This window comes from Streptomyces mutabilis (assembly GCF_046628145.1).
Taxonomy (GTDB): domain Bacteria; phylum Actinomycetota; class Actinomycetes; order Streptomycetales; family Streptomycetaceae; genus Streptomyces; species Streptomyces mutabilis.
In genome coordinates this window covers 3,936,803-3,950,218 of the sequence record NZ_CP176874.1, presented here as the reverse complement: position 1 = coordinate 3,950,218, position 13,416 = coordinate 3,936,803, and the positions used below count along the sequence as shown (strand labels likewise).

Sequence of the window (13,416 nt, the reverse complement as noted above, 5' to 3'; positions counted from 1 at the left end):
GAGGGCGTTTGACCTGCTGTGGAGCCTAGGGGAGTCGAACCCCTGACATCTGCCATGCAAAGACAGCGCTCTACCAACTGAGCTAAGGCCCCTGAAGTGGCTTCCGGCCGGAGTATCGCGTACCGGCGGGTGCCGCAGACAAGAGTACCGGGTCGCCCCCCGTATCTCACAAATGATTGGGGGTCCCGGGGAACGACCACGCTCCGTAAGATGCTCGGCGTGGTTCGCTGGAGCGAACTGCGGTTTTTGGGGAAGCGATGGGGAGACGCAATGGACGCCGCACAGCAGGAAGCCACCGCAAGAGCGCGGGAACTGCAGCGGAACTGGTACGGGGAGCCGTTGGGGGCGCTCTTCCGTAGGCTTATCGACGATCTCGGTCTCAACCAGGCTCGTCTGGCGGGGGTGCTGGGACTGTCCGCTCCGATGCTGTCGCAGCTGATGAGCGGCCAGCGGGCGAAGATCGGCAATCCCGCGGTGGTCCAGCGGGTGCAGCTGCTGCAGGACCTGGCGGGGCAGGTCGCGGACGGCAGCGTGAGCGCGGCCGAGGCTACGGAGCGCATGGACGAGATCAAGAAGTCGCAGGGGGGGTCGGTGCTCAACAACACCACTCAGACGACGAGCAGTTCGGGGGCGCCCACGGTCAAGCGGGTGGTCCGCGAGATCCAGTCGCTGTTGCGCTCGGTGGCGGCGGCCGGCGACATCATCGATGCGGCGGACGCGCTCTCCCCCACCCACCCGGAGCTGGCGGAGTTCCTGCGCGTGTACGGCGCGGGCCGCACCTCGGACGCGGTCGCGCACTACCAGTCCCACCAGAACTGATCCCGGCCTCCGGTCGCCGCTCGGGGGTGCGGCGGCCGGGCCGTGGGTAGTGGCGTGACAGGTACCGGGGGAGGAGCGGCGCACGGCCATGGGTGAGGTCTTCGCGGGTCGGTACGAGCTGGTCGATCCGGTCGGCCGGGGCGGCGTGGGTGCCGTCTGGCGTGCTTGGGACCACCGGCGGCGGCGCTACGTGGCGGCCAAGGTGCTCCAGCAGCGGGACGCGCACGCGCTGCTGCGGTTCGTGCGGGAGCAGGCCCTGCGGATCGACCACCCCAATGTGCTGGCTCCCGCCAGCTGGGCCGCCGACGACGACCAGGTGCTGTTCACCATGGATCTGGTGGCGGGCGGTTCGCTGGTCCATCTGGTCGGGGACTACGGGCCGCTGCCGCCGGCGTTCGTGTGCACCCTTCTCGACCAGCTGCTGGCGGGCCTGGCCGCGGTGCACGCGGAGGGTGTCGTGCACCGTGACATCAAGCCCGCCAACCTGCTGCTGGAGGCGACCGGGACGGGCCGGCCCCGGCTGCGGCTGTCCGATTTCGGCATCGCGATGCGGCTGGGCGAGCCCCGGCTGACGGAGACCAACCTCGTGGTGGGGACACCGGGTTATCTCGCGCCGGAGCAGATGATGGGCGCGGAGCCGGACTTTCCGGCCGATCTGTTCGCGGTGGGCCTGGTCGCGCTGTATCTGCTGGAGGGGGCGAAGCCGGACGCCAAGGCGCTGGTGCAGTACTTCGCCGAGCACGGGACGCCGCCCGCGCCGCAGGGGATTCCCGAGCCGTTGTGGCAGGTCGTGTCGGCGCTGGTGCAGCCGGACCCGGCGGCGCGGTTCCGTACGGCGACGGGGGCGCGGAAGGCGTTGGCCGCGGCGGCGGAGCTGCTGCCGGAGCCGGGTCCCGACGACGAGCTGATCGAGATCTTCGACCAGGTCGGGCCGCTGCCCGCCGGGTTCACCGCCGACGGCCCGCTCGAACGGGCATCGGGGCTGGACCCCACACCGACGTCCCCCCGCGACGCGCCCCCTTTGCCCACCGTGCGCCCCGCACCGGCGCTCCGGCCGGACACGCCGCCCGCACCGGGGCCGGGCGCCACACCGTCCGCCGCGAGCCGCACCCCGGCGCCCCCCTCCGGCCCGCGGCCGGACCCGGACGGCGCACCGGGCGCCTTCGGCACCACGCCGTCGGCCGGGTACCAGGTACCTGATCCTCCGGACGGCCCGCAGTCGCCGCCGGGTCACATGCCACCGTCCTCGCCCGGAGCGGCGCTCCCTCCGCACCGCACGCCACCGCCCGGCTCGCTCCCGGCGCCGGCTCCCGAGGCCCCGCGCCCGGCTGACCTGTCGGAGACGGGCAGTTTCCGTCTGCCGCCTCCGCAGGCGGCCGTCACCGCCGCGCCCGCGTCCGGTCCGCACTCGGGCAGCCGGCGGGAGCAGGGCGCGTACCACGGCCCGCCGCTCCCCGCCCCGCCCCTGCCTGCGCCGTCCGCGGGGCCGCGCGACGCCGACACCACCACCGCCTCGCCGTCCGTGGGGCAGCGCGACGCCGACACCACCACCGCCTCGCCGTCCGTGGGGCCGCGCGACGCCGACACCACCACCGCCTCGTACACCGCCCGGAACCCGCGGGGTTCGGAACCGGCCTCGCCACCGACGTCACCGTTCGTGCCCGCACCCGCCCCTGCCCCCGCCCCTGCCCTCGCCGGGCCGCAGCACCGCGCGGCGCGGCGACGGCGGCGTCCTACCGGACCGCCGGCCGGCGTGGCGGTCGCGGTGCTGCTGCTGGCGCTGGTCTGCTACGCGGTGGGTTTCTGGGCCCTGGCCCGGCTCTGAGTCCGGCCGTCTACACCCTGCGGGCCCCGCGCCGGGCCGCCGCCGTCCATGCGCCCAGGCCGAGGAGCAGCACACTGCCCGTGCCGATCCCGCCCACGGCGATCGCCTTCAGGGCGCGGTCGTCGTCCGTGCCCGAGGCCCGAGGCGCGGCCGCCCGCTCCGGTGCCGAGACCTCGAAGACGCCCTCCGGCCGGGACTTCGCCGTGTACTCCGGCCCGGCCTGCGCCGCTCCCCCGAGCCGTACGCGCAGCGTCAGGCCGAAGGGGCCGTCGCCGAAGTCGTCGGCCACCTGGGCCGCCAGGTGCACCACCAGGTAGTAGGCGCCGGCGAACCGCATCGCGGCGACCTGGCCGTCGGCGGCGTACCGGTTGGCGTAGGCGACCGGCGGCAGGGGGGCGAGGCCGATCGTGGCCTGCCGGCCGGTGTAGCCCTTGGAGATGTCGTCGACCTCACCGCGCACCGGGTTGTGCAGGGCCAGGTGCAGGGCGCCGGTGGCGTAGCCGGAGCGGTCGCCGGGTCCGTCGAGTTCGGCGGTGGCGTGGACCTGGCGGCCCCAGTCGAGCGGCACCTTGTAGAAGAGGGTCTGTCCGGGGCGGATGTCGTCGCTCCAGGCTCCCTGTCCGACCGGAGTGGCGTGGGCGAAGCCGTTGCCGCCCGGACGCCGCTCCGGTTCACCGGCGAGGGGTTCGGGTGAGGCGGAGTCCCAGGGCTCGGGTGCGGTGGTCCGGCCGGTCTTCTCCGGGCGGGGTTCGGTGACGGCCGCGAGTTCCAGGTCCCAGGCGTCCGGTGGGGAGTCCTCGGGCCGGGTCCGCTCGACCGTGACGTAGTACGTGCCCGGGTCCTGGCAGCGGGATCCTCCGGGGTCGATCTCGCGCAGTCCCCAGGCGGTGACCGGCCGGGGACTGCGGGCCGCGCCGAAGGTCGCGCTGTCCGAGGAGCAGGAGGCGCCGTCGGCGTCCTGGACGGTGACCCGGACGCCGTCGACGGCGGTGACCTCGCCGCCGGCGCCGGGTACGGCGGTGACGGAGACGTAGGCGTCCGAGGCGGCGTCGAGTTCGAGCCGGTAGTAGAGGGTGCCGTTCCTCGGCAGGGAGCTGTGGTACGTGGCTCCGGGTTCCAGCGGTACGGCGCCCGAGGCGCCGCTCGCGCCCTCGATCCGCCGGGCGTCCTCGGCGAAGGCGTATCCGGCGGGCGCACCGGCCGCGAGAGCCGCACCGCCGGGCAGCGCGGTGGCCGTGACCAGTGCGGCGGTCGTGGTGAGCGCGACGGTCGCGGCGCGTACGTGGGTCGCGGCACGTACGGCGGTCACAGCGCGTACGCGGGTCACGGCACGTACGGCGGATGCGGCACGTACGGCGGTCACCGCCGTCGGCCGCTCGCGTCCCGCCCTGGCACCCCGCCGGTCTCCGCACCGCCGTCCCATCACCCGCCACCCCTCGCGCTCACCGGCACTGTCGCCGCCGCCCCGGACCGGACCGGACCGGACCGTGGCCCATCCTGCCGCGCGGACCCGTACTCCCGCGCCCCCGCCGGGAATTCACGAGGATTCCGGGCAACACAAAACCCCGACCGCGAGACGGCCGGGGTCTGCTCGGAACCGGATGTCAGAACCGGATGCCGGTGGTACTCACGAACCCGTGGGCACGGAGTCAGTCGCCTCCGTCCACAGATCCTGCTCGGCGCGATCCGCCTGGATCTGGCGGTACACGAGGAGCCCGCCGATGGCGGCCAGTGCGACCAGGAGAAGCTTCTTCACCGCGCGACCTCGTCTTTCCTTGACGTAGGGGACCTCTGGCGCCCGACTATACACACCGGCCGATATCGATCGGTGACCTGCGTCGGCGGCCAACTGCCGGTTTCCGGAGCCCCGTAGAAGCGGACGGTGCCGATCCGATCGGAGGGTGATCGCATCCTCACGAACGGTCACTTCGCCCGATTCCCTCCCGTCTAGGCACCTTTTCGGACCCCTTGCGCCCATCCGGGTGGTGTTCATCTGAACATCGCCGCGCCACGGGCGTCGGTCCACCACTTCGCGATGCTCATACACATCATGAGGAAAGTACGCAAATCGCCCAACCCGAAAGTGAGGGGTTATGGCCCGGAACAAGGTCATGACGCTGTGGACCACCATCGTCACCGCCTTCCTCGCGCTGTGCACGGCGCTCGGATTCGTCACGACGACCGCCTCGGCCGCGGTACCGCAGAGCGGAACGCACAGCAACACGGAGAGCGCCTCGTCCGAGACGGCACCCGCGGTGACGATCCCCCGGCCCCGGTCCCGCACCGGCTCCCTGCCCCCCACGATGAAACAGCGCATCCGCGCCGAGGCCCACGGCAAGGCCCCCAGCTGCCGGCACCGCCCGGCCGCCGGCACCGCCGCCACCGCCACCGACCTCCTGTGCGACGACACCGCCGAATCCCGGACGCAGCACTCCGCCGACCAGCACACCGCGCCTCTGCAACGCTGAGCCGCTCCCACGCACCACCGACCCGACGGCGATCTGCGTACCGCACCACACGCCAGAACGGCCCGGCCGCTCGACAGAGCAGCCGGGCCGCCGCCATGTCGGGCGCCGTCCCGCAGGGAACACCCGGCTCAGCAGGACCTCTTGAGGAGTCGTACGGTGGGTCCGCATCACGACCCCCGCACCCGGAACCGGTGAGTGACCGTGCCCACGGCGTACGAAGTCATCGCCGACGACCTCCGCCGCTCCGTCCGCGAGGGTCGGCGGGGGCCCGGCGACCGCACGGAACTGCTGTTCACCACTCGACTGGAAAGGTGGTGAGTGCCGCCGTGAGCCGGCGCGTCATCATCGTCACGGCCGTCCACGCCCCCTCGGCGCCCTTCCTGCCCCAGGCCCACCGTTCCCTGTGCGCCCAGGAGTTGCCCGAGGGCTGGGAATGGCGCTGGGTGATCCAGGAGGACGGGCGGACCGACGACGTACGGCCGTACGTGCCCGACGACCCGCGCGTCGTCTTCCGGCAGGGGCGGCCGGGGATGCGCGGCGGGCCCGGTGTCACCCGCACCCTCGCGCTGTCCCACGCGGACGGCGAGTACGTGAAGACCCTGGACGCCGACGACCGGCTCGCGCCGGGTGCGCTTGCCCGTGACCTGGCGGCCCTGGAGGCCGACCCGACGCTCGGATGGGCCACGTCGCGGGCGCTGGACCTGCTGCCCGACGGGTCGACGATCGGCTTCCCGGGCGATCCGGAGCACGGACCGATCGAGTGCGGTGAGGTGCTCGACCACTGGAAGGCCAACGACTACCGAGCCCAGGTCCACCCGGCGACGCTCCTGGTACGGCGCGACCTGCTGCTCGCGCTCGGCGGCTGGATGGCTCTGCCGGCCTCCGAGGACACCGGCCTGCTGCTGGCGCTCAACTGCGTGAGCCGGGGGTGGTTCTCCCAGGAGGTGGGGCTTTTCTACCGCAAGTGGGAGGGCCAGGTCACCGGCCAGGCGGCCCATGTGGACACCGTCGAGCGGGATGCCCGGATGGCGGTGGTGGAGGCCAGGGCGCGGGCGCTGTCCTCCCTCGGGTGGCGCTTCCCGGCCGACGGCGACGGCTCGCCGGGCCGACCGGCCCGGTGAGGCCCGCGGGACACGCCCACCGCACCGCCCGACGCCCACCCCGCCCGACGCCCTCCGACGCCCCCTGTCCGACGCACAGCCGGGACGACCCGCCCGACCGACTGGCCGGGAACGCCCCGGACGGCACCCCGCCCGCGCCCCACCGCAGGCTCCGCGATGCCCTCCGGCCCCGCCGAGGCGGACCCTCCGGATCAGCGGAGCGTCTCCGCGTCGACCCGGGAGAAGATCAGGTCGCTCTCCCCGGCCACGGGCCCCCGCACGCGCACCGCGACGCCCAGCGTGCCGCCGCGCGCCGACGGGTAGCTCTCGGGCGTGTAGTCGTTGGGCAGCCGGTAGACGTGGAAGCCGGCGTCCCGCATCACCGCCAGCAGTTCGCCGATGGAGTCCCCGAGGCGGGCCATGCGCTCGGGTGCCACCTCGACGCTGATCTCCGCGTCGGGCCGCAGGGCGCCCAGCATCGGCACCAGCCCGCGCACGACGCCGCCCTCCGCGCCCTCGACGTCGATCTTGATCACCCGGGCGCTCGCGATCTCCGCCGGATCGAGCAGTTCCGGCAGCGGCCGGGCCTCGATCTCGAACGTGGACTCCGCCGGGCCGTCGTAGGGGACGATGCTGTTCGCGCCCATGTTGCGCGAACTGGCGAGGACGAAGGTGAGGGTCTTGCGGCCGTCGGAGACGGCGGCGTTGACCGCCCGGATGTTCCCGCACGCGTTCAGCCGGCCGTGCTGCACCAGCCGGCGGTGGAAGGCGGGGGATGCCTCGATCGCGACGACCCGGCCCGCGTCGCCGACGAGCCGTGACGCGAGGACGCTGAAGACGCCGATGTTGGCCCCGACGTCGACGAAGCCGTCCCCCGGCCGCAGCCGGCGCCGCAGCCATGCCGTCAGGTGCGGCTCCCAGACACCGAAGAGGTAGAGGTACCGCTGGATCAGGTCCTGCGTGTCCACGGCGAACCGGTCGCCGGAACGCACCTGGACGACTCTGCGGCGCGGGTGGTCGCGCAGATGCGGGTTCAGCACACGCGCGGCGAGCGCCGCCTTCCCGACCGTGCCGGGGGCGCCGCGCACGTAGCGGCTGCCGAGGGTGACCAGGGTCCGGGGGACGATGCCGCCCGGACCGCCCCGGATGATCAGTCCTCCCGCGTGACGGTGATCGCGGCGGCCGGGCATCCCTCGACCGCCTCGCGCACCCGCGGCAGATCGAGGTCGTGCTCCCGCCCGGGTATCACGGCGCCCAGTCCGTCCACCTCGGTGAACACCGACGGGGCCCGGTGGACGCAGTCGCCGGAGCCGTAGCACTGCTCGGGATCGACGGAAATCCTCATACGCCCTCCAGCGGCGGTCGGGTTCGGAACCAACACGACGTGCCTGCCCGCGGACCGGCCCGCTGAATCCGCTCTCTCCGCTCACCCGTTGGTGCATCGGACGCAAGATCTACCGGCATTTCCGCGAAGGGGGCCGGGGGCGGACCGAGGAGGAACCCCACGAGGGCCCGGCGGAGACAGAAGTCCGGAGTCCGGAATCCGGAGTTCGGAGTTCGGAATCCGATGTCCGGAAAGCGGCCGTCACCGGGGCCCGCCTTCGAGCGGGTCATGCCGCTCCGCGGTGACGATGCCGTCGAAGCCCGGCCCGAGCCGCGTCCGCCGACGTACCGAACAGTCGCCCAGCCGCCCACCGCCCGCCGCCGACGTGCCCGCAGGCCGCCGCCGAGGACCGACCGCCGCCGTCGGGAGACCGCGACCACCGGCATGCTTCGGCACCGGTCCCTCCCCTCGTGGGGACCGGTGCCCAACCATGCCGGCGGCGTGCTGGACGCCGTACCGGACTAGAAGGGCTGGGCCGTCGAAAGCTGACCGAGAACGTGCGGCCTCACGGGGCGCCTTCGGGAGCACCGGGCCGCTGACCTGTCCGGGTGCCGGCCGACCGGATCGCCACTGCGACGCGATCCTGCCAGCTGCGGTCGCCCGCGAGGAGGGTCCGGTCTCGCGACAGTGACGTAGCCGCAGGTCAGGCGTATAGAGTGAGTTTTCCGGTCCGGACGTCCAGGTGCGGGGGAAGTAAGGAGTGGAGACCTTGAGTTTCGACTCAGGGGCACGCACGGCCTTCGCCGAACGTCTCGCACTGCTGTACCGGGAGGCCGGCAACCCGCCCCTCAAACGCGTCTCCGAAGCGGTCGTCCGGCTCCAGCGCGTCGACGAACGGGGGCGGCCCGTACGGGTCTCCGCCCAGCGGATCAGCGACTGGCGGCGGGCCAAGAACGTACCCGCCCAGTTCCCCGCCCTCGCCGCGGTTCTGCACGTCCTCATCCCCCAGGCGCGGCGCGCGCGGCCCGAGCCGGTCGCCGCGGGCCTGTACGACCTGGCCCAGTGGCAACGCCTGTGGGAGCGGGCGGTGGCCGATCCGACCGCCGAACGTCCGGCGCCGGCCGCGGGCGAGGAGGAGAGCCCGCCGGACCGTGCCCCGGGCGGCGTCTGCCCCTACCGGGGGCTGGCCGCCTACCGGCAGCAGGACGCCGGCTGGTTCTTCGGCCGGGAACGCAGCACCGACGCCCTCGTCGCCCAGCTGTGCGCGGCCGAGGTCACCGGGGGCCTGGTGATGCTCGTGGGCGCTTCGGGAGCGGGGAAGTCCTCCCTGCTCAACGCGGGCCTGGTGCCCGCCCTGCGCGACGGCGGGCCGACCGGCGACACCGGGCCGCCGAGGGAGGTGCTCCAGCTCGTGCCGGGAGCCGATCCGCTCGGGGAACTGTCCCGCCGGATACCCGGGCTCGCCTCCGTGGTCGCCGCCGGCCGGGCGCGGCCGGACGACCCGGGGCTCGGGCGCGCGGCCCGGCAGGCCTTCGCGGCCTGGGCGCGCGACGGGTCGGCTGCGACAGCGGAGCCTGCCGCGTCGAACGCACCGGCCCGTCCGGTCCTGATCGTGGACCAGTTCGAGGAGGTCTTCACCCTCTGCGCCGACGAGCGGGACCGGCGCGCGTTCATCCGGCTCCTCCAGGCCGTCTGCACACCCGGCGGCCCGGACGACCCCGCGCCCGTCCTGGTCGCCCTCGGCGTGCGCGCCGACTTCTACGAACAGTGCCTGCGCCACCCCGAGCTGGCCGACGCGTTGCAGCACCGGCACATGGTGCTCGGACCGCTGACCACCGCGGAACTGCGCGAGGCGGTCACCGGCCCGGCCCGGGCCGTGGGCATGGAGCTCGAACCCGGACTCGCGGAGCTGATCGTCCGGGAGGTCGGTGCCGACGGCCCGCGCGGCGCGCACGACGCGGGCGTGCTGCCGCTGCTGTCCCACGCCCTGCTGGCCACCTGGCAGCGCCGCAAGGCGGGCCGGCTGACGCTGGCGGGCTACCGCGCGGCCGGCGGCATCCAGGGGGCGGTGGCGGCGACCGCCGAGCGGGCCTGGTCGGACCTCGACCCGGCGGCCCGCACGGCCGCGCGGCTGCTGCTGCTCCGGCTGGTGCGGGTGAGCGAGGACACCCAGGCCACCCGCAGGCGGGGCACCCGGCGCCGGCTGGCCGCGGAGTCCCGAGACCCGGAGAAGACCGAGGAGTCCCTGGAGGCGCTGGTGCGCGCCCGGCTGGTGACCCTCGACGCGGACACCGTGGAGATCACCCACGAGGCGCTGCTGCACGCCTGGCCGCGCCTGCGCGACTGGATCGACGAGGACCGGGCCGGGAACCTGCTGCGGCAGCGTCTGGAGGAGGACGGCCGGGCCTGGGAGGAGTCGGACCGCGACTCCTCGCTGCTCTACCGGGGCTCCCGGCTCGAGCAGGCCCGCGGCTGGGCGGAGTCCGCCGACGGCACCTTCCTCACCCGCGGCGCGGTGGACTTCCTGGCCGCCGCGGTCAGGCTGCGCAGGCGCACCGTCCTGATCAGGCGCGCCGCGGTGTCGTCCCTGGTCGTCCTGGCGCTGCTCGCGGTCGGTTCGGCGGTGATCGCCTGGCAGCAGCGCAACGACGCCGTGTTCGAGCAGGTGGTCGCCGAGGCGGACCGCGTCCAGTACACGGACCCGTCGCTGTCGGCCCAGCTCGACCTGGCGGCACACCGCCTGCGCCCGGACGACGCGGACGTGAAGAACCGCCTGATCTCGATCGTGAACGCGCCCCTGGCCACGCCGCTCCTCGGCCATACCGGCGCCGTCTACCTGACCTCCTTCAGTCCGGACGGGCGGACCCTCGCGACCGCCAGCTACGACCGGACCGTACGGCTGTGGGACGTGTCGGACCCCGCCCGCCCCGAACCGCTGGGCCGGCCTCTCACCGGTCACACCAGCTGGGTGAGCACCGCGGTGTTCAGCCCGGACGGCCGCACCCTGGCCAGCGCCTCGGACGACGGCACGATCCGGCTGTGGGACGTGTCGGACCCCGGCGAGCCGCGCCGGCTCGGTGATCCGCTGCCCGGCCGCGGCGGCACCGTCTACCTGCTCGCCTTCAGCCCGGACGGCCGCACCCTCGCCTCCGCCCACGACGACCACGCCGTACGGCTGTGGGACGTTGCCGACCCCGGGCGACCGAAGGCCGTGGACACCCTGACGGGCGCCACCGCGGCGGTGCGTTCGGTGGCGTTCAGCCCCGACGGGCGGACGCTCGCGGCGGGCGGCGACGACGAGACGGTCCACCTGTGGGACGTCGCCGACCCGCACGAAGCGACCCGGATCGGCTCCCCGCTGGCCGGCCACACCGGCCTGATCCACTCCGTGGCCTTCAGCCCCGACGGCCGCACCCTCGCCAGCGGCAGCGCGGACGACACCGTACGGCTGTGGAACGTCGCCGACCCGCAAGAAGCCGCGCGGATCGGCTCACCGCTGACCGGCCACACCGGGCCCGTCTGGTCCGTGGCCTTCAGCCCCGACGGCGACACGCTCGCCGCGAGCAGCGCGGACAGCACGGCGAGCCTGTGGAACGTCAGCGACCCGGCCTACCCCTCCCAGGTCGGTGTGCCCCTCGCGGGCAGCAGCGGGGAGATGTACGCGCTGGGGTTCAGCCCGGACGGCCACACCCTCGCCACCGGCAGCGGCGACAGCAAGGTCCGCCTGTGGTCACTGCCCACGTCGGACATGATCGGCCGCATCGGCGCGTTCCGCACGGACGGACACGTGCTGGCCACCGCCGCCCGCGACGGACGGGTACGCCTGTGGAACGTCGCCGACCCCGCCCGGCCCGTGTCCCTGGGCGGACCCTTCAGGCCGGGAGAGGGCGACATCCGCTCCCTGGTGTTCTCGCCGGACGGCCACACCCTCGCCGTGCTGACGGGCAGCCGCGCGATGCAGCTGTGGGACGTCACGGACCCGTCCCGGCCCACCGCGCACGGCCCCCCGGTGGCGCTGCGCACCCGCTACGCCGGCCCCGACACCCTCGCCTTCAGCCCGGACGGCCGCACCCTGGCCACCGCCCAGGACGACCGCAGCGTCCAGCTGTGGAACACCGAGGACCCCTCCCGCCCCCGCCCGCGCGGCGAGCCGCTCACCGGCCACACCGGCTACGTCAACACCCTCGCCTTCAGCCCGGACGGCCGCACCCTCGCCAGCGGCGGCGCGGACGACACCGTACGGCTCTGGGACGTGACCGACCCCGAGCACGCCACCGCCCTCGGCGCCTCCCGCACGGGCCACCTCGGACCCGTCAACGCCCTCGCCTACAGCCCGGACGGCCGTACGCTGGCCAGCGGCAGCGACGACGGCACGGTCCGCCTCTGGAGCGTCACCGACCCGGGCCGCCCCACACCGGCCGGCGAGCCGCTGACCGGCCACACCGACTCGGTGGTGTCGCTGACGTTCAGCCGGGACGGCGCCACCCTGGCCAGCGGCGCCAACGACAACACGGTCCGCCTCTGGGACGTCGCCGCACCCGCCGACGCCTCCCCGATCGGCGAGGCGATGAGCCCCAACGCCAAGACGGGCGGCTTCCTCACCTTCAGCCCCGTGCGCCACATGCTCGGGGTGTCGAGCGGCACGGACAGCGTCCGCCTGTGGAACCTGGACGTGGACGACGCCATCGACCGCATCTGCTCCGCGACCCGGGGCGTACTGACCGAGGAGAGGTGGCACGAGTACCTGCCACGCCTCTCGTACGAACCACCGTGCGAGCGTTGAATCCTTCCCGCGCCCCATCCGCCCTTGTTAGCCTGAGCCACAGCCCGGCCGCCGACGTATCCCCCGTCGTCGGCGGCCGGGCGCGAACGAAGAAGACCCCCGGTCGAATCCGACTGGGGGTCTCTTTGCTGGTGGGGCTGACAGGATTTGAACCTGTGGCCTCACCCTTATCAGGTCGATCACTGGGGCGGGTCGACGCCGCTCGACCTGATTCACGCCGATGAGGGCGATGCGCAGAGATGCGTCGTCAACCGGCTCGGTTCGCTCTTGTTGGTGTCAGACACTGGTGTCAGCCAAGCGGACAGTCCTGACGGGCGTCTGACTCAGAGACGATCATTCGGGTGCGCGCCACCGGCCCCTGTGCCGCGACGGGTTCCCGTGTCGTGTGTCTTACGCCGACGAGGGATGAGACCGAGCAGCCCCAGAAGGCCGGCGAGACCCCAAAGGCCCCACCCTCCATCGTCATCATCCTTGTTGTCATCATCCTGCGCTTGACTTTGGGCGGCCTGCACGGCGGCTGCCTGGGCCACCACCGGTGTCTGCGCTTCTGCGGTGACCGCAGCGGGTCCCGCGAGGAGAGCGGCGGTCAGCAGAGCACCGATAGTCATGCGACGCATAGTTCCTCCTTGAATAACCCAATAAAATGGGCCTTACCCCTATATCCGGTGATTCTGGAGAGGCGCGCAACCCCGGCAGGCACCACAGCTCCTTCCAAAAGCGGGGTGGAGCCCATTTCCCGGGCCCTGCGGCCAGTAGGGCCATTCGGCCGAATGGGTGACTGGGCGGAACGTCCCCGCCCAGTCACCCCAGCTCCCATCCCGTCCGCCGTCGACCCACACACCGTTCAGGGCGTCCAGGTGGAGCGCGCCACTGTACGAACGACCTGGACGCCCTGGGCCGCGTCTGCTCGGTTCTGCCTGGTGCGACGGTGGCGGGATGGGAGCACCCCACTCACGCCCCGACGTGCCCGCGGTCGGCGACGGCGCCCCCTCCCTCCCGGTGCCGGCCGATCCCCCGCCGGAGGCATCCTCGACCGCGCCCCGTTCTATGCGGTGATCGACTCATGGCTTCCGGCCCTGTCCACATGTGGCGCGCGT

At 73.6% G+C, this 13,416-nt stretch carries 10 protein-coding genes and 1 tRNA gene; 5 read left to right on the top strand and 6 right to left on the bottom strand.

The genetic code is table 11. From position 1 onward, the window contains the following. Positions 1–19: 19 nt before the first annotated feature. A tRNA-Ala gene (locus tag ACLIN4_RS17700) sits at positions 20–92 on the bottom strand. A gap of 178 nt (positions 93–270) precedes the next feature. Here ACLIN4_RS17700 and ACLIN4_RS17695 point away from each other — a divergent pair. Together ACLIN4_RS17695 and ACLIN4_RS17690 are read left to right on the top strand one after the other, a co-directional pair. Beyond that, on the top strand, positions 271–819 hold the full coding sequence (locus tag ACLIN4_RS17695; protein ID WP_100048608.1) for a helix-turn-helix domain-containing protein: 549 nt from the start codon (positions 271–273) through the stop codon (positions 817–819). A gap of 88 nt (positions 820–907) precedes the next feature. Further along, positions 908–2,644: a protein kinase domain-containing protein gene (locus tag ACLIN4_RS17690; protein ID WP_411575994.1), complete on the top strand. Its 1,737-nt coding sequence runs from the start codon at positions 908–910 to the stop codon at positions 2,642–2,644. A 10-nt stretch (positions 2,645–2,654) separates the two neighbouring features. Here the strand turns inward: ACLIN4_RS17690 and ACLIN4_RS17685 are convergent, their stop codons facing one another. Beyond that, positions 2,655–3,953: a hypothetical protein gene (locus ACLIN4_RS17685; protein ID WP_411575993.1), complete on the bottom strand. Its 1,299-nt coding sequence runs from the start codon at positions 3,951–3,953 to the stop codon at positions 2,655–2,657. A 318-nt stretch (positions 3,954–4,271) separates the two neighbouring features. Continuing rightward, positions 4,272–4,400 carry a DLW-39 family protein gene (locus ACLIN4_RS17680; protein ID WP_003999697.1) on the bottom strand — a complete coding sequence of 43 codons (129 nt, stop codon included), beginning with the start codon at positions 4,398–4,400 and terminating at the stop codon, positions 4,272–4,274. Positions 4,401–4,737: 337 nt separating this feature from the next. On the opposite strand from ACLIN4_RS17680, the gene ACLIN4_RS17675 reads away from it, so the two are divergent. Both ACLIN4_RS17675 and ACLIN4_RS17670 read left to right on the top strand, forming a co-directional pair. Then, complete coding sequence (locus ACLIN4_RS17675; RefSeq protein WP_100048237.1) at positions 4,738–5,112, top strand: DUF6344 domain-containing protein; 375 nt, start codon at positions 4,738–4,740, stop codon at positions 5,110–5,112. 326 nt (positions 5,113–5,438) lie between these two features. After that, positions 5,439–6,233, top strand: coding sequence for a glycosyltransferase family 2 protein (locus ACLIN4_RS17670; RefSeq protein ID WP_107480315.1), 795 nt, complete (start codon positions 5,439–5,441; stop codon positions 6,231–6,233). Positions 6,234–6,424: 191 nt separating this feature from the next. Here ACLIN4_RS17670 and ACLIN4_RS17665 read toward each other — a convergent pair whose 3' ends face one another. Next, entirely contained in the window at positions 6,425–7,300 is an 876-nt protein-coding gene (locus tag ACLIN4_RS17665; RefSeq protein ID WP_107480316.1) for an FkbM family methyltransferase, read from the bottom strand. 62 nt (positions 7,301–7,362) lie between these two features. Then, positions 7,363–7,557, bottom strand: coding sequence for a ferredoxin (locus ACLIN4_RS17660; protein ID WP_107480313.1), 195 nt, complete (start codon positions 7,555–7,557; stop codon positions 7,363–7,365). Between the two features lie 739 nt (positions 7,558–8,296). On the opposite strand from ACLIN4_RS17660, the gene ACLIN4_RS17655 reads away from it, so the two are divergent. Beyond that, positions 8,297–12,319 carry a WD40 repeat domain-containing protein gene (locus ACLIN4_RS17655; protein ID WP_307652470.1) on the top strand — a complete coding sequence of 1,341 codons (4,023 nt, stop codon included), beginning with the start codon at positions 8,297–8,299 and terminating at the stop codon, positions 12,317–12,319. 323 nt (positions 12,320–12,642) lie between these two features. Here the strand turns inward: ACLIN4_RS17655 and ACLIN4_RS17650 are convergent, their stop codons facing one another. After that, the gene (locus ACLIN4_RS17650; RefSeq protein WP_354671087.1) at positions 12,643–12,927 is read right to left on the bottom strand and encodes a WGxxGxxG family protein; all 285 of its coding nucleotides are present in this window, start codon (positions 12,925–12,927) and stop codon (positions 12,643–12,645) included. Between the last annotated feature and the right edge of the window lie 489 nt (positions 12,928–13,416).

What these genes read in the sequence shown, in the direction of transcription:
- ACLIN4_RS17695 (WP_100048608.1), top strand. Translation starts at nt 271, where the DNA reads ATGGACGCCGCACAGCAGGAAGCCACCGCAAGAGCGCGGGAACTGCAG.
- ACLIN4_RS17690 (WP_411575994.1), top strand. Translation starts at nt 908, where the DNA reads ATGGGTGAGGTCTTCGCGGGTCGGTACGAGCTGGTCGATCCGGTCGGC.
- ACLIN4_RS17675 (WP_100048237.1), top strand. Translation starts at nt 4,738, where the DNA reads ATGGCCCGGAACAAGGTCATGACGCTGTGGACCACCATCGTCACCGCC.
- ACLIN4_RS17650 (WP_354671087.1), bottom strand. Translation starts at nt 12,927, where the DNA reads ATGACTATCGGTGCTCTGCTGACCGCCGCTCTCCTCGCGGGACCCGCT.
- ACLIN4_RS17660 (WP_107480313.1), bottom strand. Translation starts at nt 7,557, where the DNA reads ATGAGGATTTCCGTCGATCCCGAGCAGTGCTACGGCTCCGGCGACTGC.